Source organism: Actinoallomurus sp. NPDC052308 (assembly GCF_040679195.1).
Taxonomy (GTDB): domain Bacteria; phylum Actinomycetota; class Actinomycetes; order Streptosporangiales; family Streptosporangiaceae; genus Actinoallomurus; species Actinoallomurus liliacearum.
Map to the genome: position 1 here is coordinate 1 of NZ_JBFAUM010000034.1, position 23,210 is coordinate 23,210.

At 72.7% G+C, this 23,210-nt stretch carries 25 protein-coding genes and 1 riboswitch; of the genes, 16 read left to right on the forward strand and 9 right to left on the reverse strand.

Annotated features, from left to right (window positions below; all coding sequences use genetic code 11):
• The first annotated feature begins 303 nt into the window (after positions 1-303).
• A complete protein-coding gene (locus tag AB0L00_RS40360) occupies positions 304-1,326 on the forward strand; it encodes an aldo/keto reductase (RefSeq protein ID WP_364442932.1) in 1,023 nt (340 codons plus the stop codon).
• Positions 1,327-1,350: 24 nt separating this feature from the next.
• Here AB0L00_RS40360 and AB0L00_RS40365 read toward each other — a convergent pair whose 3' ends face one another.
• The gene (locus AB0L00_RS40365; RefSeq protein WP_345358239.1) at positions 1,351-1,905 is read right to left on the reverse strand and encodes an NADH-quinone oxidoreductase subunit B family protein; all 555 of its coding nucleotides are present in this window, start codon (positions 1,903-1,905) and stop codon (positions 1,351-1,353) included.
• Positions 1,906-1,989: 84 nt separating this feature from the next.
• On the opposite strand from AB0L00_RS40365, the gene AB0L00_RS40370 reads away from it, so the two are divergent.
• The gene (locus tag AB0L00_RS40370; RefSeq protein WP_364442934.1) at positions 1,990-2,898 is read left to right on the forward strand and encodes a LysR family transcriptional regulator; all 909 of its coding nucleotides are present in this window, start codon (positions 1,990-1,992) and stop codon (positions 2,896-2,898) included.
• Here AB0L00_RS40370 and AB0L00_RS40375 read toward each other — a convergent pair.
• On the reverse strand, positions 2,867-3,253 hold the full coding sequence (locus AB0L00_RS40375; RefSeq protein ID WP_364442935.1) for a PPOX class F420-dependent oxidoreductase: 387 nt from the start codon (positions 3,251-3,253) through the stop codon (positions 2,867-2,869). The two genes, AB0L00_RS40370 and AB0L00_RS40375, sit on opposite strands and share 32 nt — an antisense overlap.
• Positions 3,254-3,329: 76 nt before the next feature.
• Positions 3,330-3,923: a dihydrofolate reductase family protein gene (locus AB0L00_RS40380; RefSeq protein ID WP_364442937.1), complete on the reverse strand. Its 594-nt coding sequence runs from the start codon at positions 3,921-3,923 to the stop codon at positions 3,330-3,332.
• 87 nt (positions 3,924-4,010) lie between these two features.
• On the opposite strand from AB0L00_RS40380, the gene AB0L00_RS40385 reads away from it, so the two are divergent.
• Positions 4,011-4,463 (forward strand): helix-turn-helix domain-containing protein, encoded by a 453-nt coding sequence (locus AB0L00_RS40385; RefSeq protein WP_364442938.1) that lies wholly within the window; start codon positions 4,011-4,013, stop codon positions 4,461-4,463.
• An 89-nt stretch (positions 4,464-4,552) separates the two neighbouring features.
• Positions 4,553-5,563 (forward strand): aldo/keto reductase family protein, encoded by a 1,011-nt coding sequence (locus AB0L00_RS40390; RefSeq protein WP_364442939.1) that lies wholly within the window; start codon positions 4,553-4,555, stop codon positions 5,561-5,563.
• On the opposite strand, the gene AB0L00_RS40395 is transcribed toward AB0L00_RS40390, so the two are convergent.
• The gene (locus tag AB0L00_RS40395) at positions 5,541-6,194 is read right to left on the reverse strand and encodes an NAD(P)-binding domain-containing protein (protein ID WP_364442940.1); all 654 of its coding nucleotides are present in this window, start codon (positions 6,192-6,194) and stop codon (positions 5,541-5,543) included. The two genes, AB0L00_RS40390 and AB0L00_RS40395, sit on opposite strands and share 23 nt — an antisense overlap.
• 65 nt (positions 6,195-6,259) lie before the next feature.
• Between AB0L00_RS40395 and AB0L00_RS40400 the strand changes: the two genes are divergently transcribed.
• Positions 6,260-6,748 carry a helix-turn-helix domain-containing protein gene (locus AB0L00_RS40400; RefSeq protein ID WP_364442941.1) on the forward strand — a complete coding sequence of 163 codons (489 nt, stop codon included), beginning with the start codon at positions 6,260-6,262 and terminating at the stop codon, positions 6,746-6,748.
• Here AB0L00_RS40400 and AB0L00_RS40405 read toward each other — a convergent pair.
• Complete coding sequence (locus AB0L00_RS40405; RefSeq protein ID WP_364442942.1) at positions 6,724-8,199, reverse strand: glycoside hydrolase family 71 protein; 1,476 nt, start codon at positions 8,197-8,199, stop codon at positions 6,724-6,726. The two genes, AB0L00_RS40400 and AB0L00_RS40405, sit on opposite strands and share 25 nt — an antisense overlap.
• A 137-nt stretch (positions 8,200-8,336) precedes the next feature.
• Between AB0L00_RS40405 and AB0L00_RS40410 the strand changes: the two genes are divergently transcribed.
• The 6 genes from AB0L00_RS40410 to AB0L00_RS40435 all read left to right on the forward strand — a co-directional run bounded on the left by AB0L00_RS40410 (position 8,337) and on the right by AB0L00_RS40435 (position 12,860).
• The gene (locus AB0L00_RS40410; RefSeq protein ID WP_364442943.1) at positions 8,337-9,248 is read left to right on the forward strand and encodes a MoxR family ATPase; all 912 of its coding nucleotides are present in this window, start codon (positions 8,337-8,339) and stop codon (positions 9,246-9,248) included.
• 2 nt (positions 9,249-9,250) lie between these two features.
• Positions 9,251-10,351 (forward strand): VWA domain-containing protein, encoded by a 1,101-nt coding sequence (locus tag AB0L00_RS40415; RefSeq protein WP_364442945.1) that lies wholly within the window; start codon positions 9,251-9,253, stop codon positions 10,349-10,351.
• Complete coding sequence (locus AB0L00_RS40420; protein WP_364442946.1) at positions 10,344-11,441, forward strand: XdhC family protein; 1,098 nt, start codon at positions 10,344-10,346, stop codon at positions 11,439-11,441. The genes AB0L00_RS40415 and AB0L00_RS40420 overlap by 8 nt, the downstream gene beginning before the upstream one ends.
• A gap of 165 nt (positions 11,442-11,606) precedes the next feature.
• The gene (locus tag AB0L00_RS40425) at positions 11,607-11,747 is read left to right on the forward strand and encodes a hypothetical protein (protein ID WP_364442948.1); all 141 of its coding nucleotides are present in this window, start codon (positions 11,607-11,609) and stop codon (positions 11,745-11,747) included.
• 62 nt (positions 11,748-11,809) lie between these two features.
• On the forward strand, positions 11,810-12,394 hold the full coding sequence (locus tag AB0L00_RS40430; RefSeq protein ID WP_364442949.1) for a nucleotidyltransferase family protein: 585 nt from the start codon (positions 11,810-11,812) through the stop codon (positions 12,392-12,394).
• Positions 12,395-12,536: 142 nt separating this feature from the next.
• Positions 12,537-12,860: a hypothetical protein gene (locus AB0L00_RS40435; protein WP_364442951.1), complete on the forward strand. Its 324-nt coding sequence runs from the start codon at positions 12,537-12,539 to the stop codon at positions 12,858-12,860.
• Positions 12,861-12,878: 18 nt separating this feature from the next.
• On the opposite strand, the gene AB0L00_RS40440 is transcribed toward AB0L00_RS40435, so the two are convergent.
• The 3 genes from AB0L00_RS40440 to AB0L00_RS40450 all read right to left on the reverse strand — a co-directional run bounded on the left by AB0L00_RS40440 (position 12,879) and on the right by AB0L00_RS40450 (position 16,110).
• Positions 12,879-14,075, reverse strand: coding sequence for an aldolase/citrate lyase family protein (locus AB0L00_RS40440; RefSeq protein ID WP_364442952.1), 1,197 nt, complete (start codon positions 14,073-14,075; stop codon positions 12,879-12,881).
• A gap of 149 nt (positions 14,076-14,224) precedes the next feature.
• Complete coding sequence (locus AB0L00_RS40445; RefSeq protein WP_364442953.1) at positions 14,225-15,130, reverse strand: aldose 1-epimerase family protein; 906 nt, start codon at positions 15,128-15,130, stop codon at positions 14,225-14,227.
• Between the two features lie 41 nt (positions 15,131-15,171).
• Positions 15,172-16,110, reverse strand: coding sequence for a DUF2877 domain-containing protein (locus tag AB0L00_RS40450; protein ID WP_364442954.1), 939 nt, complete (start codon positions 16,108-16,110; stop codon positions 15,172-15,174).
• Positions 16,111-16,334: 224 nt separating this feature from the next.
• Between AB0L00_RS40450 and AB0L00_RS40455 the strand changes: the two genes are divergently transcribed.
• The 3 genes from AB0L00_RS40455 (at position 16,335) to AB0L00_RS40465 (ending at position 20,138) form a co-directional block, all read left to right on the forward strand.
• Positions 16,335-18,083: a PucR family transcriptional regulator ligand-binding domain-containing protein gene (locus AB0L00_RS40455; RefSeq protein WP_364442956.1), complete on the forward strand. Its 1,749-nt coding sequence runs from the start codon at positions 16,335-16,337 to the stop codon at positions 18,081-18,083.
• A gap of 100 nt (positions 18,084-18,183) precedes the next feature.
• The gene (locus AB0L00_RS40460) at positions 18,184-19,584 is read left to right on the forward strand and encodes a solute carrier family 23 protein (RefSeq protein WP_364442958.1); all 1,401 of its coding nucleotides are present in this window, start codon (positions 18,184-18,186) and stop codon (positions 19,582-19,584) included.
• A gap of 155 nt (positions 19,585-19,739) precedes the next feature.
• The gene (locus AB0L00_RS40465) at positions 19,740-20,138 is read left to right on the forward strand and encodes an NUDIX domain-containing protein (protein WP_364442959.1); all 399 of its coding nucleotides are present in this window, start codon (positions 19,740-19,742) and stop codon (positions 20,136-20,138) included.
• Positions 20,139-20,340: 202 nt separating this feature from the next.
• Here AB0L00_RS40465 and AB0L00_RS40470 read toward each other — a convergent pair whose 3' ends face one another.
• Positions 20,341-20,814 (reverse strand): GNAT family N-acetyltransferase, encoded by a 474-nt coding sequence (locus AB0L00_RS40470; protein WP_364442960.1) that lies wholly within the window; start codon positions 20,812-20,814, stop codon positions 20,341-20,343.
• A 138-nt stretch (positions 20,815-20,952) separates the two neighbouring features.
• Positions 20,953-21,034: riboswitch (ZMP/ZTP riboswitch) on the forward strand.
• Between the two features lie 24 nt (positions 21,035-21,058).
• Between AB0L00_RS40470 and AB0L00_RS40475 the strand changes: the two genes are divergently transcribed.
• Together AB0L00_RS40475 and deoC are read left to right on the forward strand one after the other, a co-directional pair.
• Positions 21,059-21,928, forward strand: a complete 870-nt coding sequence (locus AB0L00_RS40475; protein ID WP_364442961.1) for a bifunctional 5,10-methylenetetrahydrofolate dehydrogenase/5,10-methenyltetrahydrofolate cyclohydrolase — start codon at positions 21,059-21,061, stop codon at positions 21,926-21,928.
• 369 nt (positions 21,929-22,297) lie between these two features.
• Positions 22,298-23,209 (forward strand): deoxyribose-phosphate aldolase, encoded by a 912-nt coding sequence (gene deoC / locus AB0L00_RS40480; RefSeq protein ID WP_364443013.1) that lies wholly within the window; start codon positions 22,298-22,300, stop codon positions 23,207-23,209.
• Position 23,210 lies beyond the last annotated feature (1 nt).

Below are 23,210 nucleotides of genomic sequence, written 5' to 3' on the forward strand. Positions count from 1 at the left end.
ACCCGTTCGAACAACTCCCACAACTCATCGGGAACCAGACGCTCCACCATCGACACGGCAGGATCCTACTGATCACCCCAAATGAAACGACGTCTAAGGACGTCTCTTCCGCCGGCGCCCGTACCGCCGCAGGCTGGGAACCGGCTCGGCGGACCGGCGGCACCCGCGGGTTCGACGAGACGAGCACCGAAGAGCCGCCGCGTGGCACCTGCGGCAGCCGCACGACTGCCATATCCGCCGGGTGTGGATTCGCCGACGTCGTAGCTCGTTCCGCCCCTTCCTGCGAAAAGAGGCATTCTCCGTATGCAGTACCGCACGCTCGGCCGGACCGGTATCAAGGTCAGTCCCTATGCGCTCGGCGCATTGATGTTCGCGACGTCCGTCGGCAACCCCGACCCCGAAGACTCGGCCCGCATGATCCACAAGGCGCTGGACGCGGGGATCAACCTCATCGACACGGCCGACGCCTACCAGGACTCCGAAGAGATCGTCGGGAAGGCGCTCAAGGGGCGACGGGACGAGGTCGTCCTCGCGACCAAGGTGAGCCGTTCGATGGGTGACGATCCCAATCACCAGGGCGCCTCGCGGCGGTGGATCGTGACCGCGGTCGAGAACTCGCTGCGCCGCCTGCGGACCGACCACATCGACCTCTACCAGATCCACCGGCCGGACCCCACCACGGACATCGAGGAGACGCTTTCCGTGCTCTCCGACCTGATCCACAGCGGGAAGGTCCGTGCGATCGGGTCGTCCGGCATGCCGGCGTCCGACATCGTCGAAGCCCAGTGGGTCGCCGACCGGCGCGGTCTGGCACGGTTCCGCACGGAGCAGCCGCCGTACTCGCTGCTCAACCGCGGCATCGAACGCGAGGTGCTGCCGGTCGCCCAGCGCCATGGGATGGGCACCCTGGTGTGGGGGCCGCTCGGGCAGGGACTGCTCACCGGGCGTGTCCGCAAGGACGAGCCGAACGAACTCCGCCGCGCCGCCTTCGTCAAGCACGTCAACGACGAACGCCGGCTCGAAACCGTCGAGCGGTTCATCTCGCTGGCCGAGGAGGTGGGACTGCCGCTGACCCACCTCGCCATGGCGTTCGCGATCGCTCATCCCGGCGTGACCAGCGCGATCGTCGGGCCGCGCACGATGAGCCACCTCGACGACCTCCTGGCCGGCATCGACGTGACGCTCACCGACGACGTCCTCGACCGGATCGACGAGATCGTCCCGCCGGGCACCGACGTCGGCACGCTCGACCAGGCGTACGTGCCGCCGGCCCTCCAGCAGGCGCGCCTCCGCCGCCGGCCTGCCGGCGAACGCGCCGCCGCCTGACGGACGGCCGTCGGTGCCGGAGCCTCAGTGGGCGGTCGAGCAGGCGTCGGCCAGGGGGAGTCGCGTCAGGCGGGCGCGTTCCTCGGCCACGATCTCCGCCCGCCGGTGCGCGCCCAGTCTCGTGTTCTGGACCTTGTCGTGCAGCTTGACGATGGCGTCCAGCAGCATCTCCGGCCGGGGTGGGCAGCCGGGCAGGTAGATGTCGACCGGCACGATGTGGTCGACGCCCTGTACGACGGCGTAGTTGTTGAACATGCCGCCCGACGAGGCGCACACGCCCATCGCGATGACCCACTTCGGCGCGGCCATCTGGTCGTACAACTGCCGCAGCACCGGTGCCATCTTCTGGCTCACCCGGCCGGCGACGACCATGAGGTCCGCCTGCCGGGGCGAGCCCGACGGGCGCTCCATGCCGAACCGCGAGAAGTCGTGCCGCGGGTCGCCGACGGCCATCAGCTCCATGCCGCAGCAGGCCAGGCCGAACGTCATCGGCCACATCGACGATTTGCGGGCCATGCCGGCCACCGCCTCGACGGTCGTGAGAAGGAAACCGCCGGGAATTTGCTCTTCGAGTCCCATAGCCCTTCCAGGCTGGCCGCGCCGGGAAGGCCGATCAATGACGGATCGCGCCACGATCGTTAAGCGAGGCGACACAATGGGTGCATGGAGATGCGGGAGATCGAGGCGTTCCTGGAGGTCGCCCGGGAGTTGCACTTCGGCCGGGCGGCGACGCGGCTGGGCGTCTCCACGCCGCGCGTGAGCCAGGCGGTGCGCGCGCTGGAGCGCCGGGTCGGCGGTCCGCTGTTCGAGCGCACCAGCAGGCGGGTCCGGCTGACGCCGCTGGGCGAACGACTGCACGCCGAGCTCCGGCCCGCGTACGAGCGGATGGAGCGGGCGCTGGGGGAGGCGCGGCGCAGCGCGAGTATCGCGGCGCTCCGCGTCGGCGTCGCGACCAGCCTGCCCGACGCCGTGATCGACGGGCCGATCCGGGCGTTCGAACGGGTCCGCCCGCACTGTGCCGTGGTGCGGTCCGCGCATCCCAACACCGACCCGGTCCGCTGGGGTGTCGACTGGCCGGTGGACGTCTTCGTCGGCTGGCTGCCCGCCGACCTCACGCTGGTCCAGGCCATGGGCTTCGGCGTCGGCCCGGCGTGGCTGCGCGAGGAACGCGCGGTGCTGGTGGCGGCCGGACACCCGCTGGCCCGGCGCGTCGCCGTCGACGCCGAGGAACTGGCCGACCACGCCATCCTGTATCCGAGCAACATGCCGGAGCAGCTCGCCGACCTGTGGATACCGCCGGTCACCCCCGGCGGCGTCCCGCTCCGCCGGGTTCCCCGGCACACGTCCACGTCGCTGGAGGAGGCGATCGTCCTGGTCGCCGGGGGAGACGTGGTCCACCTGACGATCGCGGCCGTACGCCCGGACAACCCCCACGTCGTCACCGTGCCCGTGACCGGACTGCCGCCGATGATCTGCGCCCCGGTCTGGCCGGCCGGCACGGACAGCGCCGTCATCCGCGACTTCGCCCGAGTCACCGGTCTCAGCCCACGCTCTGCCGGTCGGGCTCGATGAGCGCGACGACCCGTTCCTCGTCGCGCGAGTAGGGGCCGCCGATGTACTTCGTCGAGATCCGGTCGACGATCTCCCAGGCGGCGTCGCCCTCCAGCCATTCGACGACCCTGCCGCGGACGATGACCGGCTGGAACGGGTTGTCGGCCGGCGTCAGGGAGAGCGCGACCCGCGGGTCGCGCCGCAGGTTGCGGGCCTTGCGGGAGTCCGGGCCGGTGAGGATCGCGACGTGGTCGCCCTCCGTGCCGACCCAGACGGGAACGGAGTGGGGAGCGCCGTCGGGAAGAACGCTGGCGAGGTGGGCGAGCGAGGTGCCGTCGAGCACGCGGCGTACGTCGGGGTTCAGCATCGTGGTCATCTCCTGGCGTGGGTTCTGTCGATGTCGTGGACGACGACCTCATCGCTGATCATCGCGAGGCCGTCGGTGATGAGGATCAGCGCTCGACCTCGTAGTGGAGGTGGGTGACGCCCGGCGCGGGCACCACCTCGACGAGGCGCAGCCGGACGTGCTCGGGCAGCTCCTGGAAGTAGGGACGGCCGCCGCCGAGCAGGACCGGCACCTGGTGGAGGACCAGCTCGTCCACGAGCCCCGCCTTCAGGGCCTCGGTCACGACGCCGCCGCCCATGAGCGCGACGTCCTTGCCGCCGGCCGCCTCCCGGGCCGCCGCGACCACCTCACCGATCCCGGCCGTGACCAGTGTCTGGCGGTCGGTCATCTCCGGCGCCGGCCGGTGGCTGAGGACGAAGAGCGGCGCCGCCGGGTGCGGACTCCCGCCGCCGAAGCCCTCGGAGTCCTCGTAGGTGTTGCGGCCCGCGACGACGGCGCCGACGCGACCGGCGACGGCGTCGAAGACCCGGGCGCTGGGCTCGCTGAGCTTGAAACCGTCGAACACCCGGCTGGGGGTGTCGCCGTCGAAGTACCAGTCGAAGAGCGCCGTCCCGTCGCCGAGGCCTCGCCCGGCGTCAGGACCGTGACCGGTGACATAGCCGTCGGCCGAGACCGCCATCGCGCTGAAGACCTTGCTCATCTCTGTTCCTTCCGAGTTCCTTCAAGAGACGCCACGACAGTAGCAGGTGGAGTTCCGTAAGGGAACTCAAATCGTTAGACTGCTTCCATGCAACGCACGAACTTCGGGGAGATGGCCTGCTCCATCGCGCGCACCCTCGACGTGATCGGTGAGCCGTGGTCGCCGCTGATCCTGCGGGACGTGTGGGTCGGGGTGAGCCGGTTCGACCAGCTTCAGGCCGACCTTGGGATCTCGCGCAAGGTGCTGACCGAGCGGCTCAACCATCTCGTCGACCAGGGCGTGCTCGAGCGCCGTCCCTATGACAGGCGGCCGCGCTACGAGTACCGCCTGACGGAGAAGGGCACCGAGCTCGTCGACCTGCTCATGGTCATGGTCGGCTGGGGGGACAAGTGGCTCGCGGGCGAGGCCGGCCCGCCGGTGCTCTACCGCCACCACGCGTGCGGTGAGATCAGCGGTGTCGACCTGCGCTGCGCCCACTGCGGCGAGCCGATGCACGCGGGCGACGTCGACCTGCTGCCGGGCCCCGGCGCGGCCGTGTGACCGAGGCCGCGTCCAGAGACTCCGACGCGGGTCGATGCCGCTGGTAGGCGGACCAGGGCGGTCGTCGGCGTGTCGTTACGATGATCATCGTGGAGCATCGATACCTCGGGCACAGCGGCCTGAAGGTCAGCGAGATCATCTTCGGGAACTGGCTGACGCTGGACGGCCAGATCGCGGAGGACACGCAGGCGGCATGCGTCCGGGCGGCCCTGGACGCCGGCATCACGACGTTCGACACGGCCGACATCTACTCCCGGGGACGCGCCGAGGAGGTGCTCGGCCGCGCGCTGGCCGGGGTCCGTCGCGAGTCACTCGTGATCGCGACGAAGGTGTGCCTGCCGACCGGTCCGGGTCCGAACGACCGGGGGCTCTCTCGCAAGCACATCATGGAGAGCTGCCACGCATCCCTGCGGCGGCTCCGCACCGACTACGTCGATCTCTACCAGGCGCACCGCTTCGACGGGAACACTCCGCTCGAGGAGACCATCCGCGCGTTCGCCGATCTGGTGCGGCAGGGGAAGGCGCTCCACATCGGGGTGTCGGAGTGGACGGCCGCCCAGATCGCGAAGGGGCAGGAGCTCGCCCGCCCGCTGGGAGTGCCGCTGGTGTCCAACCAGCCGCAGTACTCCATGCTGTGGCGCGTCATCGAGCCGGAGGTCGTGCCCGCGTGTGAGCGTCTCGGCCTGAGCCAGATCGTGTTCTCCCCGGTCGCCCAGGGCGTTCTCACCGGCAAGTATCTGCCCGGACGCGAGGCCCCCGCGGGGTCGCGGGCCGATGACGCACAGGGTTCGCGCTTCGTCACCCGCTATATGTCCGACACGGTGCTCGAACGGGTCCAGCGGCTGCGGCCGATCGCCGAGGAGGCCGGGCTCACGATGGCCCAGCTCGCCGTCGCCTGGGTCCTGCGGAACCCGAACGTCGCCGCGGCGATCATCGGTGCCTCGAGGCCCGAGCAGGTCGCCGAGAACGCCGCCGTCAGCGGGCGGCGTCTCGACGACTCGATCATGAAGCGGATCGACGAGGTGCTCGACGAACTCGTCGACCGCGATCCCGCCAAGACCGCGACGATGTTCGCCGTCATGCCGGCCTGGCGCCGCTGACCTCCTGTTCGGGCGAGGGGAGGGCGGAGCGCGGATCGACGCCGGCGATGTGCAGGCCGATCACGTACGCCGCGGTGGCCTCCAGGACGCCGGCCCGGTCGAGGTCCCCGGCGTCGGCCGGGACGCAGCCGAGATCGGTGATCAAGGTCCGTGCCGCGGCCAGGGCGCCGGAGTCGTCGCCGCAGATCGGCACGGTCAGCGGGCGGCCGTCGACCCGGGGCGGCGTCATCCGCCACATCGCGTCGGGGCACAGGTTGAACGCCTTCACCACGTGGGCGCCGGTCGCGTCGGCGATCCGCCGGGCGACGGACGGCCCGGTGCCGGTGGCGAGCGTGACGCCCGGATGCACGATGCCGTTCACGCAGTCGATCACCGTCCGCCCGCGCAGAACGTCCCCGACCTGCCCGAGGACCTCTTCCACGCCCTCGTACGCCACCGCCAGCAGCGTCACGTCGCCGAAGGCGGCCGCCTCCCGCAGGCCGCCCGGGAGAGCGCCCGGTCCGATCTCCGCGGCACGCTTCGCCGCCTTGTCCCGGTCGCGCGCGCCGACGAGCACCTCGTGCCCCGCGCGCGCCCACTGGGCGCCGAGCGCGCCCGCCATGTTCCCCGCTCCGAGGATTCCGATTCGCATGGCGCGACACTAGGAGTTCCGATGGGCACCGATCGGTGCCCGGCCGATGCGGTAAGGACATAGGGATGGACCGGGATCTCCTCGCCGACTGCCAGACGCGGTTGGCGTTCGACCTGCTGGCGAACACCTGGAACGCCGTCGTCATCTACGCGCTGCGCCACGGGCCCGGGCGGCCGGTGGAGCTGCGCAAGGTGATCGGCGGCATCAGCGGCAAGGTCCTCACCGAGACACTGCGCCGGCTGGAGGACGACGGATTGGTGACGCGGCGCGCTTACGCCGAGGCGCCGCCACGGGTCGAGTACGAGCTGACCGAGGCCGGTCGCGGCCTGCTGGAGCCGATCGAGGCGTTCGGCCGCTGGACCGAGCAGTACGCCGACGCGGTGGTGGCGGCCCAGGAGCGCGCGGCTCACGAGCGCGCGGCCGTCCGCGGCCCGGAGGACGGCCGACGGGCCGGCGACGCGAGCCGCCGGCCGGAGGACGCCGTACGGACCGGCGACGGGAACCGCCGGTCCGTGCCGGGCTCAGAGGCCTACCGGCCGCTGGTCACGCCGTAGTACTGCTCGTCCTGGACCCGCGGCTTGGCGGTCACGGTGAACGGCGAGGTGACCTTCGCCGTGACCGTGCCGTTCCGCGTCACCGAGACGCTGTTGGTGCCCGCCTTCAGGGGGAAGGTCTGGACGTGCAGGCCCGCCGGCGCGCTGTACGTGTGGGCGGTGCCGCCGATCGTCGCGGTGACCGTCGCGGCGGCGGTCAGCATCGTGAGCACCTCGACCTGGTCGCGGGCGGGGGTGCTGCCCGAGCGCAGCGTCATGAGCTTGGTCTCGGCGAACGTCGGCTTGGCCGCCGCCGGCTGGACGCGGTGCGTGACGTACACGACGTCCTTGGTGATGGTCGGGTACTTCCCGGTCTTCAGCCGGGTGAGGTAGTACGACGACAGGTCGAGGTAGGTCCACCCGTGCTTGGCCGAAGGGGAGAGCTGCGCGCCTTCGGAGTAGTCGTTCCAGGTGGGGATCTGCGCCCAGTCGGCGCCGTTGATCGCCGCGTTCCAGGTGACCCGCAGGTTCTCGGTGTTGCCGGCCTCGTCGTACTTGCCCTGGTTCGGCCGTTCGTCCTGGACCGAGACGGGCTGCATCCATTTCTTGCCGAGCTGGTGCGCCTTGGTGATGTTCGCGGCCAGGCCCGCGTTGGCGGCCGGGTTCCGGTTCCCCCAGTTGGAGAAGCCGTAGCTGATCGGGGCGAAGGCGCTCGCGTTGGGACCGAAGTTGAGGAAGCAGGGGACGAGCGCGACCTCGATGCCGTACTTGTCGCGCATGGTGGTCATCCAGGACGACCACCACGCCGCGGTCCTGCCCTCGGCCTTGAACGGCGAGACGACGAGGCGTTTGTCGGCGAGGTGGTAGACGGCGGGCGACTTGGCGACGCTCGCGACGGCGGCCGCGAGCGTGGCGGCGTCCACGTTCGCGAGGCCGTTCATGTCGGGCATCAGGACGATCTTGAAGCCGGGGTCGACCTGCTCGGCCGCCTGGATGAGCAGCTTGACGCGGGCCCAGTTGGGACTGGAGGAACTGACCGACAGCAGGTCCACGGTGAAGCCGTCGAGACCGGCCGCCGCGGCGCGCCGGACCTCCGTCCTCATGTCCTCCAACTGCCAGTTTCCGCTGATCGGGGCGCGGCCGATCGGCCGGTCCCGGAGCAGCCCGCCGTAGGCGGCGTGCTTGCCGCTCTCACCGGTCGGCGACAGGTAGTTCCTCGTGTAGTAGTCACTCGCCGCGTCCTTGTTGTCCAGGGAGACGGGATACGGCGTGAAGTAGTGCGCGAAGACCTTGTGCCCGGAGGAGCGCAGGACGCTCTGGGCGGGCAACTGGAACGGGAGCGGCCCCGTGTTCGCCGTCGCGCCGGCCGCGGTCTGCGACGCCTGCTGCGCCGGCGAGCACGCGGCCGTGGCCATCCCGACCACCAGGAGCGCCGCGGCGGCGGCGCCCATCACCGGAGATCTCCAGCCCATCGAACGGCTCCTCGCCATGGTCGCTCTTTTCATGATCATCGGAGCGTAGTGCGCACCGTCCGCAGAATCCGGCAGTTCCGACAAGGCGACCATTTCGGGTTCCGTGCGAGATCTGGCGGGCGAAGTAGCCTTGAGGCGTGCCGCACCCCACCGCGTTCCCGGCATCCGACCTCACCTCGCCGGCGGCCTTGAGCGAGGCCCTGAACCGGCATGCCTACCTCGCCGACGAGGGGCTCGCCACGGCCTGCTTCCTGAGCCTGCGCATGAGCCGCCCGCTTTTCCTGGAGGGCGAGGCCGGCGTCGGCAAGACCGAACTGGCCAAGACGCTCGCCACCGTGCTCGACGTCCCGCTCATCCGGCTCCAGTGCTACGAGGGCCTGGACGCCGCACAGGCGCTCTACGACTGGGACTTCCCGCGCCAGTTGCTGCACCTGCGCGCCGCCGAGGCCGCGGGCGTGACCGACGTGCAGCGGCTGGAGTCGGAGCTGTACGACCGGCGCTTCCTCGTCGCCCGGCCGCTGCTCCGGGCGCTGGAGACCTCCTCGGCGGAGCGGCCGAGCGTGCTCCTGGTCGACGAGATCGACCGCGCCGACGACGAGTTCGAGGCGTTCCTGCTGGAGGTGCTGAGCGACTTCACGATCTCGATTCCCGAGCTGGGCACCGTACGGGCCGAGCGCCCGCCCGTCGTCATCGTCACCTCGAACCGTACGCGCGAGGTGCACGACGCGCTGAAGCGCCGCTGCCTCTACCACTGGCTGGAGCACCCGGCGTTCGACCGGGAGGTCGCGATCATCCGGCGGCGGCTGCCGGAGGCGTCCGAACGGCTCGTCCGCCAGGTCGCCGGCGCGGCCGCCCGGCTTCGCGGGCTCGATCTGCTGAAGACGCCCGGGGTCGCCGAGAGCCTCGACTGGACCGAGGCGCTGGTCGCCCTCGGCGCCCGTGAACTGGATCCCGACACCGCGGCCGGCACGCTCGGCGCCGTCCTGAAGTACCGGGAGGACACCGAGCGCGTCGCCAAGGGCCTCGACACGCTGCTCGACGGGTCCTGACGATGGGCGTGCCGCGCGACCTGGTCGAGACGCTGACCGCCTTCGCCCGTACGCTCCGCGCCGCCGGCGTGCCCGCCGACCCCGAGCGGCTCCAGGCGATGATCGGCGCGCTCGACCGCCTCGACGTGCGGAATCCGCGCGACGTCTACTGGGCCGGGCGCCTCACCCTGTGCGCCGACCCGGCGGACCTGCCGCGTTACGACCGGTGCTTCGCCGCGTACTTCTCCGGCGAGTCCGCCTCGGTGCGCCGCGTGTCCCGGTCGCCGGTACTCACCGCTCGGCCCGCCGCCGGGTCCGAAGGGGACGGGACCGAGGTGGGCGGCGACCCGAGCGTGACGGCCGCGAGCGCGGCCGAGGTCCTGCGCAGACGCGACGTCGCCCGGCTCAGCGCGGCCGAGCGGGACGAGGTGCGGCGGCTCGTCGCGCTGCTCGACAACGTCTCGGCCCGCCGCCGATCCCGGCGGTTCGCCCCGGCCCACCGGGGACGTCTCGACCCGGGCCGGACGGTCCGCGCCATCCTCCGGCGCGGCGGGGAGATCTCCCGGCCGCACCACCGCGCGCACCGGACCCGCCCGCGCCGGGTGGTGCTCCTCGTCGACGTCAGCGGGTCGATGAGCCCGTACGCCGACGTGCTCCTGCGGTTCGCGCACGCCGCCCTGCGCTGCGCCCCGCGCAGCACCGAGGTCTTCACGTTCGGCACGCGGCTGACCCGGGTCACCCGGGAACTGCGGCACCGCGAACCCGACGCGGCGATGGCGGCGGTGTCGTCCGCGATCCCCGACTGGAGCGGCGGCACCCGGCTGGGCGAGGAGCTGAAGGAGTTCCTGGACCGGTTCGGTCAGCGGGGCATGGCGCGCGGCGCGGTCGTCGTGGTGGCCTCGGACGGCTGGGAACGCGGCGACGCTACGCTCTTGGGCGCGCAGATGGCGCGGCTGCGGCGGCTCGCCCACCGGGTGGTGTGGGCCAACCCGCACAAGGCCCGGCCGGGGTACGAACCGCTCACGGCCGGGATGGCGGCGGCCCTGCCGCACGTCGACGACTTCGTGGCCGGGCACAGCCTGGCCGCCCTCGAGGAACTGGCGGGAGTGATCGGCGATGCGTGACGTCCTCGGCGAGGTCCGCCCCTGGTACGCGGCGGGGGAGACGTTCGGCCTGGCCACGGTCGTGGACACGTTCCGCAGCGCGCCCCGCCCGCCGGGCGCCGCCATGGCGGTGTCAGCCGCGGGCGAGGCCGTGGGCAGCGTGTCCGGCGGCTGTGTCGAGGGCGCGGTGTACGAGCTGGCGCGCGAGGTCATGGAGACGGGCCGGCCGGTGGTGCGGCGGTACGGCGTCAGCGACGACGACGCCTTCGCCGTCGGCCTGACCTGCGGCGGCATCCTCGACGTGCTGGTCGAGCCGGTCGGTCCGGCGACGTACCCGGAGTTCGCGGACGTCGCGGCGTCCATCGAACGGCACGAGCCGGTGGCGGTCGTGACGGTCGTCGACGGCCCTCGGGAGACCGGTGCCCGGCGGATCGTCTGGCCCGACCGCGTAGCGGGCTCGCTCGGGCTCGAACGGCTGGACGCCGCCGTGGACGACGACGCCCGCGGAATGCTCGCCCAGGGCCGCACCGGCATCCGCCGCTACGGGCCGGACGGCGAGCGACGCGGCGACGAACTCTCCGTCTTCGTGCACTCCTTCGCGCCCCCGCCGCGGATGCTGGTGTTCGGCGCGATCGACTTCGCCGCGGCGGTCGTCCGCGTCGGCAGGTTCCTCGGCTACCACGTGACCGTGTGCGACGCCCGTCCGGTCTTCGCCACCCCCAAGCGGTTCCCCGACGCGGACGAGGTGGTCGTCAAGTGGCCGCACCGGTTCCTGGCCGAGACGGAGGTGGACGAGCGCACGGCGATCTGCGTGCTCACCCACGACCCGAAGTTCGACGTGCCGCTCCTGGAGGTGGCGCTGCGCACCCCGGCGGGCTACATCGGCGCGATGGGCTCCCGGCGCACCCACGACGACCGGCTGAAGCGGCTGCGCGACGCCGGCGTGACCGAGGACGAGCTCGCGCGGCTGCGCTCGCCCATCGGCCTGGACATCGGCGCCCGCACCCCGGAGGAGACCGCGGTGTCGGTGGCGGCCGAGCTCATCCGGCTCCGCTGGGGCGGCACCGGGCGCCCCCTCAGCGAGACGGAGGGCCGGATCCACGGGGAGTGACCCCGCCGGGACCGGGCCGAGGGAATCCGCGGCGGTCGTGCCACCGCGAGGGATCCAGGGGGGCTGGCCCCACCGTCCAAGAGTCGGCCTGGCCCCACTGCGCGGGCGCGCGCCGGGGCCCAGACTCGGAAGAGTCCAGTCGAACGGGGAAGAAGGCCGATCATCATGTCGCAGAACGCCCGGAAGATCGTCGTGCGCCGGCTCGTCGTCGCCGCGTTCATCGCCGCGGCGGTGGCCGGAGGGACGGCGGCGGCCCCGCACCACACCGGCCACGGCGTGCTGCCACCCGTCGCCGGCCACCGCTGACGGATCCGTCGGGCTCTCGATCAGCACGTGACCGGGACCACACCGACGGATACGCTCCCAAGGTGGGGATCAGACACGCGGGCGCCCCGGCCGGGCTGTTGCTGGCCGCCGGGGAGGGGCGCCGGCTCGGTACACCGAAGGCGCTCGTCGAGATCGGCGGGGTGCGGCTCGTCGACCGTGGGGTCCGCATGCTCCACGAGGCGGGCTGTACCCCGATCGTCGTCGTCACCGGCGCCGCCGCGATCGACGTGGCCGGCGCAGTCGTCGTCCACAACCCGGACTGGCCCACGGGCATGGGCTCGTCGCTGCGCGCCGGGCTGTCGGCGCTGGCGGCCGACTGCCCGGCCGTCGTCATCGCCCTGGTCGACCAGCCGCGCGTGACCGCGGCGGCCGTGCGCCGGCTCCGCGCGGCGTACGACTCCGGGGCGCGGGCGGCGGTCGCCACCTACGCGGGCCGGCCCAGGAACCCCGTCCTCATCGCGCACGAGTACTTCGCGGAGGCGGCGGCCGGCGCCTCCGGAGACGTCGGCGCCCGCGCCTTCCTGCGCGCCCATCCCGAGCTGGTCGCCACCGTGCCCTGCGACGACGTCGCCGCCCCCGACGACATCGACACCCCCGAGGATCTCGAGCGCCTGAGCCGGCCGTGAAGCGGGAGAGGACGGCCGGAGCGTGAAGTCCCGACTGTCAACCGGCGGGCTGACTCGCGCGTCATACTGACGCGCGGGGACGTGTACGGACGGACAAGATCGCCGGGCCGGGGGCACCGGCTGGAGAGGTAAGCAGCCCGCTATGACGTCTGCCTGGCCGGAGGAACCCGGCTACCACTGGGTGACGCACAATGACAGTGCCGCCTCCCACCTGCTCAAGGCCGAGAACGCCCTGGCGCGCACGCCCCCGGACACGGCGGCGGCACAGGTCCACGCCACCCTCGCCCAGGCGGAGGCGACCCTCGTCGTCGTCCACACGCTGCGCGACATCATGGCCAAGATGCGCGAGCAGACCATGGCGATCGAGGACCTGCGGCAGCTCATGGGGGTCGACGACCGCGGTGAGGACCGGCTCGTCGACGACGGCGTGCCGCTGCCCCGCCCGGGCGCGGCGGTGGACCGGTAGGGCGCCCGCTCCGCCCGATCAGCCGATCAGGTCGCGGACGTCGTCGCGGTCGACGGCGCCACAGTCGACCGCGTGCCGGAGCCGGGCGGTCAGCGCCGCGACCGCCGCCGGGTCGTCGAGGGCGGCGTCGGCCTGCCCGGCACGGTGGGCGCGCAGGCGGTCGAGGGTGTCGTCCAGGCCGTTCAGCAGGAACGCGTACACCGCGGCGTAGCGGCTCGGCAGCTGCGCGACATCCAGGTCACATCCCTGCGGGAAGCCGTGCATCAGGGAGTAGCGGACGAGCCCGGCGTGCAGTCGCCACGCCTTGTGCACGTCCTTGGTGTCCTCGCCGGCCGGGGCGATCTTCGTCGCGCCGTCCGACAGGCGGATGCCGGTGCCGGCGAGGGTCACCTGCATGACGTGGCGTGCGTGGTCGCAGGCCGGGTGGTCGAGCCGCTGCTCCGACGGGGGCAGCCCGCACGCGGCCGTGTAGTCGCGGACGCCGAACTGCGCCGCGCTGAGCCGGTCACCGGCGGCGGACACGACCTCCGGGAGACGGGCGACCGACTGCGGGGTCTCGATCTGGATCTCGAGGCGCAGCAGCCCCTCCGGCAGGCCGATCTCCGCCTCGAAGCGGGCGAGGAAGTCGGCGAAGATCCGCACGTGCTCGGGCGTCACGATCTTGGGGAAGGTCACGACGAAGCCGCCCGGCAGCCGGCCGAGGCGCTCGGCCAGCCCGGTGAGGAATCCGTCGAGCGTGCGCATGGCGCGGCCGTGCCCGCCGTCCGCGAACGACTTGACCCGCAGCCCCCAGTAATAGGGGAGGGAACGCGTCTCGTACGCCTGGGCGACCGCCTCCACGGCGGCGGCGACGTGCCCGTCCTCCTCGGCGTCGTCGCGGACGCCGTAGCCGTCCTCGAAGTCGATGCGCAGGTCCTCCACCGGTTCGCGGGTCAGCTTCGCGGCGACCCGCTCCCGTACGGTCTCGGCCAGGGCCGCGTCGATGCCGAAGGCGCCCGCCGCCGCGGCGCCGTCCGCGACGTGCGTCTCGAGCAGCCGCAGCGCCTCTTTCCCCAGGTCGGCCGGGGTGGTGGCGGTGAACTGGTCGGCCGGGACGTACAGGGTGTGCACCGGACGGCGCTGGTCCGGCAGGCCGGGGTGGTGGCGGTCGTACTCCGCGCGTGCCTCCTCCACCCGGGCGCTCAGGTCGTCGACGGAGGACAGGGTCAGCTTCATGCAGTTCCTTCCCATAGACACCGCGTCACACGTTACCGATCCGGGGCCACCCGCCCGCGGTGATCGCCGACAGGCGGGCACCGGGGCCGGGGGAGAACTCCCGGGAGTGTGATCGCCGTCCGCGGCGGTCGGTTCGCGCGGGCCGCCCCTCAGTGACCGACGATCCCCCAGGAGCCGCCGAACTCCGCGCCCGGCTCGAGTGTGATCAGGTCCGTCCCGGTGACGAACGCGTTGGGCGGGCAGGTCATCGGCTCGGCGCCCACCCCCGCCCGGCGCATGTCCCCGGGCGCCGCGTCGGCGGTGTAGATCTCCAGCCACGGATGCGCCTCGTCGGTCCACAGCGCGACCGAGCGGGCCCCGTCCTCCAGGCGCACCCACGCGCGCCCGTCCGCGTCCCGGCGCAGCTCCGTGAACGGGTTGTCGATCTTCAGGTCGCCGAGACGCCGCCCGTCGCGCAGGTCGTACGCGGTGCCGGCGACGTCCCGGGCCGCCGGCTCGGGGACGGCGCGCTCGTCGACCTCCAGGTACCGGTCGGCGGGGATCGTCAGGACACACTCGTCCAGCGGGCGGCCCAGCGTGAGGTACGGGTGCGCGCCGTGTCCGTACGGGGCGGGCCGCGTGCCGGCGTTGTGCGCCGACAGGCGTACGGTCAGGCCCTGCTCGGCGTCGAGGGAGTAGTCCACGGTCAGGTTCAGCCGGAACGGATAGCCGCCGTGACCGAGGAGCCGGTACGTGAGGAGCACCCGGTGCGGCTCGTGCTCGGCGACCGCCCACGCGCCCTCGCGCACGAGGCCGTGGATGGCGTTGTCGAGCGCGCGCTCGTTGATCGGCAACTGGTACGCCTCGCCGCCGAACTCATAGCGTCCCCGGTCGATCCGGTTCGGCCACGGCGCCAGCAACTGTCCCGAGGCCGCGGGCGGCTGCTCGTCGGCGTCGTGCGTGAGGACCAGCGGCCGGCCGTCCCTCGACAGCGCGCGCAGCGAACCGCCCTGCTCGGTGACGACGGCGGCGTACGGGCCGGCGGCGATCTCGTACTGGATCCCGGAAAGTGTCATGGGTCGATTGTGGCCGGTGGGAGGACGGCGCCGTTCCCCGGTCACGGCTGACCGGGGCGCGGGGTGCCGGATCGGCCGCCGCGGTCACGGCCGCTGAGCGCGAGGGCGGCGCGGCAGCCGGTCAGCAGGCCCCAGGCGACGTCGCTGCCCGAGGTGTGACCGATGTCGATGAGGCGGCGCGCGGCGGGCGCGACGGGTTCCTGGCCGGCGATGCCCCGCAGCACGGCGGCGGTCTCCACGCTCGCCTGCCCCCGCGCGGCGCACTGCAGCAGAGTCGCCGCCAGGGCGGTCGTGCGCTCGCACGCGTACGCGGTGACGGCGGCGCCGATCCAGTCGGCCAGCCGGACGGCCCGGCCCCCGCCGGGGACCGCCCCGCCCAGCAGGCGCAGCGCGAGCAGGAGGCCGGCCAGCGCGTCGTCGCCGCTCGGCGTCAACCCGGGTCCCAGACCGACGATCCGTTCCGCAGCGTCGACGGCGTGGGCGAGGTCGCCCGCCGCGCAACTGTCGGCGAGAACGTCCGGCACCGGATGCCCGCTCAGCCCCCAGGGCCCGGCGAGCTCGCCGAGCGCGCGGGCCCCGTGCGCCAGCCGGACGAGCGACAGCGGGCCGAGCACCGGGGTGGGATCCCACCAGCGGCGGATCCGCACGCGGAGCCGGGCGGCGACCTCCACACCGCCGTCACCGACGAACGCCACGTCTCCCTCGCGGACGCCGCGGAACGGCTCCTGCCGTGCCGGCGCGGCCAGGACCACGGCGTTCGGCGGCCGGACGGCGTCCGTGGTGACGAGCGCGACGACGATCGGCTCGGCGGGCCCGTCCACCCTCAGGTACGTCGTGGCGGGGAACACCGCGACCGCGCGGGCGGCGCGCCGGGGACCGCCGAGCACGGCACGGACGCCGAGGCTGGCGGCACCGGGCAGGCTCAGGGCCGGGGCGGTGCGCGGGCCGCGTCGCCGCCCCGCGGTGGTGGACGGCCTCACCCGGACCTCCCGCGGCGCGATGGGTCGGATCGCCCCCGCCGGCCCGCACGGCGCGGACCGTCAGGTTCGGTCGCGGGGCCCCGGCCGGGGTGTCATGGTCGTGAACGTAAACCGCTCCGAGCCATGGCCGTATGGATAATCCTGCCAAGGATGCTTGCCAGCGTTCGTGTTTCTCGTCATCGTGTGATCGTTACTCGGGGGTCACTTCGGCAGATTGGGCGGCCATGTCGTCTTCTTGCGGATCTCGTCCTCCGGCTCTGCGTCCCGCCGGCTCCGGCACGCCGGCGTACGGACTGTCCGTTGAAGAGGTTCTGGACCTGTCGACTCTGGCGGGCGCCCGGCTCGTCGCCGGGGCGGGCGGCCTCGACCGTGTCGTGCAGCGCCTGGGCGTCATGGAGGTCCCCGACGTCCTCGCCTACGTCAAGCCGCACGAGCTGCTGCTGACCACCGGCTATCCGCTGCGCCACAGTCCCGAGACCCTCGGCCGGCTGGTCGCCGACCTGGACGCCTGCGGCCTGACGGCCCTCGCCGTCAAACCGGGCCGCTATCTCGACCGCCTGCCGGACGAGATGCTCCAGCAGGCCGACCGGCTCGACTTCCCGCTGATCCGGCTGCCCGAGGACGCCGGGTTCGACGACATCCTCAACCAGGTCCTGACCGGCGTCCTCAACCGGCAGGCCGCGGTCCTGGCGCGCGGGGAGGAGGTCCACCGCGCCCTCATCCAGATCGTGCTGTGCGGCGGCGGCCTGCAGGAGGTGACCGACGAGGTCGCCACCCTCCTGGACGCCGCCGTCGCCGTCCTGGACGGCGACGGCCGCCGGCTCGCGGCCTCCGGTGACGAGGCGCTCCTGGCCCGGCTGCAGAGCGCGCTGACGGATGTCCCACCGGCCGTGGAGGGCGAGGCGCCCACGCCGGAGGTCCTCCCGGACGTGCCGCCGGCCGACGTCGCTCCGGTGTGGCCCACCGACGCCGCGCCGGGGGAGCCCGCGCCCGATCCCGCCGGGCCGGCCACGCGCGACGACGCCCCGGGGACCGGTCCGGACGGGCTGATCGTGGTGCCCGTCGTCGCGGGCGGGTTCACCTACGGGCGGATGGCGGTGGCCGGCGTGGCGGCGGCCGACGTCGGGATCCTCGAGCGCGTGGCCACCGTCGTCGCCCTCGTCATCACCAAGCAGCAGGCCGTGTCGGCCGTGGAGAGCAAGTACCGCGCCGACTTCCTGCGCGACGTCCTCACCGGCCGGTCCGGCACCGACGAGCACGTCATCGCGCACAGTGCGAGCTTCGGCTGGGACCTGGGCCGGCCCGCCACCGTGGTCGTCGCCGCCCTCGACCGTGGACCGGCGCGCGGTCCCGAGGAGCGCGTCCTCCAGGACCGGCTCGTGGCCGCGTGGACCTCGGCGGTCCGGCGCCGGGACCGCAACGCCGCGGTGGCCGGATTTTCTGGCGAGGTCGTCGCGGTCGTCGCCGCCGACGCCTGCGACGTGCCGGCGCTGGCCAAGGACGCCGCCGCCGTGTTCGCCGACCAGGACCGGACGTTCTCCACCGGGGTGAGCCGGGTGGCACAGCAGCCCGGCGACCTGCCGTCCGCGTACGACCAGGCGATCAGGGCGGTACGCGTCGGGCGGCAGATGAACGGCGACGGAGCGGTCGTGCACTTCGACGAGCTCGGCGTCTTCCGGCTGCTCAGCCTGGTCGAGGACACCGCCGAGCTGCACGCCTTCGTCCAGGAGACCCTCGGCGAGCTCGCCGGTGACCAGGACCCCGAGGCCGTCGACCTGCGGCGCACCCTGCAGGTGCTGCTGGAGACCAACCTCAACGTCGCGGAGACCGCCCGCCGGCTGCACTTCCACTACAACACGCTCCGTTACCGCATCGGTAAACTGGAGCGCCTGCTGGGCCCGTTCACCGACGACGCCCATCTCCGCCTCAACCTCACGCTCGCGCTGCACGTCCTGCGCATGCGGGGAATCTGAGGCCCGACCGCCCGCGCGCGGGCCGGGCAGGCACCGGCTCCACGAGCGCGGGCGGGCCGCTACGCCATGCCCGCGCGGCGACACCCCCCGGGAGGACCCCATGGCGATCGGCTGGAAACTGCACGGTGACGGGCGCACACCCGCGCTGGGCGAGGTCGTCGGACCGGACGAGCGCCTGTCCTGGGGCCGCACCGTCGGAATCGGCGCCCAGCACGTCGTCGCCATGTTCGGCGCGACGTTCGTGTTCCCCGTCGTAATGGGGCTGGACCCGAACCTCGCGATCATGATGTCCGGGATCGCGACCATCCTGTTCCTGCTGGTCTCCGCCGGGAAGGTGCCGAGCTACCTCGGCAGCAGCGCCTCCTTCGTCGGCGCCGTCGCGGCCATCCGCGCGGCCGGCGGGAGCACCGCCCAGGTGACCGGCGCGATCCTCGTCGCCGGTGCGGCGCTCGCCGTCGTCGGCCTGGTCATCCACGTCCTCGGCGCCCAGGTCATCCACCGGATCTTCCCGCCCGTGGTCACCGGCGCGGTCGTCATGCTGATCGGCTTCAACCTCGCCCCGGTGGTCGCCGACGTCTACTGGCCACAGGACCAGTGGGTCGCGCTCGCCACCCTGGCCGTCGTCGTCCTGTGCGCCGTCGTGCTGCGCGGCTTCTGGTCGCGGATCGCGGTCCTCATCGGCCTGGTCTTCGGCTTCCTCCTGTCATGGGTCCTCGACCGGACCGCGGGCCGGATCACCGCCCCCGACGGCAGCGGCAAGGTCACCACCCACTTCCGCGTCGACCTGAGCGGCGTCAAGACGGCGGACTGGTTCGGCCTCCCGCACTTCCACGCCCCCGATTTCAAGACCTCGGCCATCCTCGTCGCGTTGCCCCCGGTGATCGCCTTGATCGCGGAGAACACCGGCCACGTCAAGGCCGTCGCCGCGATGACCGGGGCCGACCTCGACCCGTACCTCGGCCGCGCCATCGCCGCGGACGGCGCCACCACCGTGCTGGCGACCGCCGTCGGCGGCGCACCGACCACGACGTACGCCGAGAACATCGGCGTCATGGCCGCCACGCGGATCTACTCGACCGCCGCCTACTACGTCGCCGCGATCGTCGCGGTCCTGGTCGGCCTGTGCCCGAAGTTCGGCGCGCTGGTGGCCGCCACCCCCGGCGGCGTCCTCGGCGGCATCACGGTCGTGCTGTACGGCATGATCGGCCTGCTCGGGGCGAAGATCTGGATCGAGAACCGCGTCGACTTCGGCGACCCGGTCAACCTCGTCCCCGTCGCCGCCGGCCTCATCCTGGCCATCGGCAACGTGACCCTGAAGATCACCAGTGACTTCCCGCTGCAGGGCATCGCGCTCGGCACCGTCGCCGTCCTGTTCGGCTACCACGTCCTCAACGCCGTCCAGCGCACCCCACGCGACACCGGCGCGGGCGTCATCGCGCCCGGCGAGCGCGACGTCGTCCCCGGCGCCCCGGAGCGCCGCACCGAGACCGACGAGGGGTAGGGGCCGGGTCGACGGTCACGAAATGCCCACGCGACCCGAGCCGCCCGACTGCGCCCGGTGCTCCGCGGCGGCCCGCGACGCCCGTCCCCGGGCGGCGCGTGCCCGCTCGGTAGGGTCGGGCGGGTCAGGGTCGTCCGGGGATCGGAGCAGGCGAGATGCCGGTCATCGACAAGGTGGCGTGGGTCAGGGTCGAGGATGGCAGGGTCCTCAGCACGCGTTCGCGCGGCAAGGACGCCTACTACTTTCCCGGCGGCAAGCGGGAGGCGGGGGAGAGCGACATGCAGACCCTGGCCCGCGAGGTCCGAGAAGAGCTCACCGTCTCGATCGTCCCCGAGACGGTGGCGCCCCTGGGCACGTACGAGGCGCAGGCGCACGGCCATCGGGACGGCGTGACGGTGCGGATGACCTGCTATACCGGCGACTACCACGGCACCCTCGAGCCCAGTAGCGAGATCGAGGAGGTCGTCTGGCTCTCCTACGCCGACCGTGACCGCGTGTCCCCGGTCGATCAGCTCATCTTCGACGACCTGCGGGCGTCCGGTCACCTCCGCTGAGCGCCTGCGACGGGCGCGAACCCGATCCGCGCGAGCCGCTGCACGGACGCGCCCGCCAGCACGACGCCCCCGAGGACCGGATCGGCCGTCCAACCATGAGGCACGTCGTCCGTCTCCCCTTTCGCGACGGTGGTGCATTCGCCCACTGGCGTTCACTGCGCTGTAGGGGCAGCGATCGCCAGGCATCAGGGTCTGGGGTATCTCAGTGGCCGAGGTGCTTCTCGAACCAGTGGTCGGCGTACGGGCCGTTGTTGTACGGCTCGATCTCCTGGTATCCCTGGGCGGCGTACAGGGCGCGGGCCTCGACCAGGTCGCGGCGGGTGTCGAGGCGCATCGTGCGCGCGCCGAGCCGGAGCGCCGCCTCCTCGGCCGCCGCCAGCAGCGCGCGGCCGCCGCCGGTGCGCCGCGCCGCCGGGATGACGTACAGCCGGGTCAGTTCCGCGACGCCGGGAGAGATCAGCCGCAGGCCGACGCACCCGGCCGGCACCCCGGCGTACCGTCCCACCAGGAAGCAGGCGAGGTCGTCGCTGGGATCCTCGGCCATCGCGGCGTCGACCTCGGCCTCGGTGGCCGGCCTGCCGTAGTAGCGCGAGGCGACGTCGGTGAAATAGGTCCGCAGCAGCCCCGCCGTCTCGACCGGTTCCGGCCCGATCGCCCAGGTCGCTTCAGTGATCACCAGCACACCGTACTCAGCCCCTCCGAAGAAACGAACTGGATATCGGCGGCCGGAACGGCTTCGGGACGCACGGTCACCGGCGCGCATTGTCGCCTGTCGGCAGTGGACACCGGTGATCGGGGAAGGGCGGTACGGTGGATCTCGGGCCGTGACTGGCGCTGAGGTGGAGCACCACCGGGGAGCGGCCCACTCGATCGTGCCGTGCGCCTGGGCCGCCCTCACGCAGACCGTTCAGGAGCAGCCCGTGACCCAGACGCACACCGCCCGTCTCATGGACGGCGCGGGCCCGGCCCGCCGCATCGTCGAGCGCAGCGCCGCCAGGGCCGCGCAGATCACCCGGGAGACCGGCACGCCGCCGTGCCTGGCGACCGTGCTGGTCGGCGACGACCCCGCGTCCGTGACCTACGTGCGCATGAAGCGCGCCCGCTGCGAGAAGGCCGGCATCGCCTCGCGGCACGTGGGACTGCCGGCCACCACCACGACGGCGGAACTGGTCGACGCCGTCACCGCCCTGTCGCAGGATCCCGGAGTGCACGGCATCCTGCTCCAGCATCCGGTCGGGCCGCACATCGACGAGCGCGCCGCGTTCGAGGCCATCGCCCCGGGAAAGGACGTCGACGGGCTCACGCTGCACTCGTTCGGCGCGATGAGCTTCGGGTTGCCGGGCTTCGCGTCCTGCACTCCCGGCGGCATCATGCGGCTGCTCGAGGAGTACGACGTCGAGCTCGCGGGTCGGCACGCCGTCGTGGTCGGCCGGAGCGCCATCCTCGGCAGGCCTGTGGGGATGATGCTGCTGGCCGGCGACGCCACGGTCACGTACTGCCACTCGCGCACGGCCGACCTGGCGTCGATCGTGCGGCAGGCCGACATCCTGGTCGCCGCCGTCGGCCGGCCGCGGTTCATCCGCGGCGAGGACGTCAAGCCCGGCGCCGTCGTGATCGACGCCGGCTACAACCCCGGCAACGTCGGAGACGTGGACCTCGAGACCGCCCTCACCCGCGCGAGCCTCATCACGCCGGTCCCCGGCGGCGTCGGCCCCATGACCATCGCCGTCCTGCTCGAACAGACCGTGGACGCGGCGGCCCGTCAACTGGGCCTGGACTCCGCTCGGTGAGTCCGCGCGCGGCTCAGTTCGCGGTGAGCGGCGCCCGTGGCCGGTCGGTCGGGCCGGAACACCGGCCGATCCGCGTGCCCGAAGCACCCTGCCAGCGCCAGGAGGGCGATTCCCGCCATCACACGACGGAGCAACATGTTCCCCTTTCGGCGAAGAAGACGGGTGAGTGTACGTCTGCGGCTTCCGGCGCGTCCCAGTGTTCGGGGGCCGTTCGGCGTGGTGTTGCCGTCCGTTATGCGTAGGTTGTTGAATCTTGGGGGATCGCGCGACTCCCGGTGGTCATCTTCCGCACGGCGGCGCTTATCCTCGATCGGACACTCGAACACAGGGGGAGACGTGCCTGACCTGTCGACCTTCGCGGACACGGCCATGTCGCCGGCCGAGCTCCGCGGCTTCCTGCACGGTCTGCCGGCGGTGGACCAAGTGGGAGCGGAGGAGCGGGCCGCGCGCCTGGCGACCCGTTCGATCAAGAAGTCGGCGAAGGCGTACGCGATCGACCTGGCGATCTCGATGGTCGACCTGACGACGCTCGAGGGCGCGGACACCTCCGGCAAGGTGCGGGCGCTGTGCGCCAAGGCGGCCCATCCGGACCCGGCCGACGCGAGCGTGCCGAAGGTCGCGGCGGTCTGCGTCTACTCCGACCTCGTCGGCGAGGCGGTGCGCGCGCTGGACGGCACGGGGATCGGGGTCGCGAGCGTCGCGACGGCGTTCCCGTCGGGGCGGGCGCCGCTCGACGCCAAGCTCGCCGACACCCGCCGGGCGATCGACGACGGCGCCACCGAGATCGACATGGTGATCGACCGCGGCGCGTTCCTCGCGGGCGACCTCGGGAAGGTGTACGACGAGATCGTCGCCGTCAAGGCCGAGTGCGGCGACGTGCACCTGAAGGTCATCCTGGAGACCGGCGAACTGGTCACCTACGACAACGTACGGCGGGCGTCGTGGCTGGCGATGCTGGCCGGCGCCGACTTCATCAAGACCAGCACCGGCAAGGTGAGCCCGGCCGCCACACTGCCGGTCACCCTGGTGATGCTGGAGGCCGTGCGCGACTTCCGGGCGGCGACGGGCCGCCAGGTGGGCGTCAAACCGGCCGGCGGCATCCGCACGACCAAGGACGCGATCAAGTACCTCGTGCTCGTGAACGAGACGGCCGGGCCGGACTGGCTGACGCCCGACTGGTTCCGGCTCGGCGCGTCCAGCCTGCTCAACGACCTGCTGATGCAGCGCCGCAAGCTCACGACCGGCGTGTACGGCGGTCCCGACTACTTCACGATGGACTGAG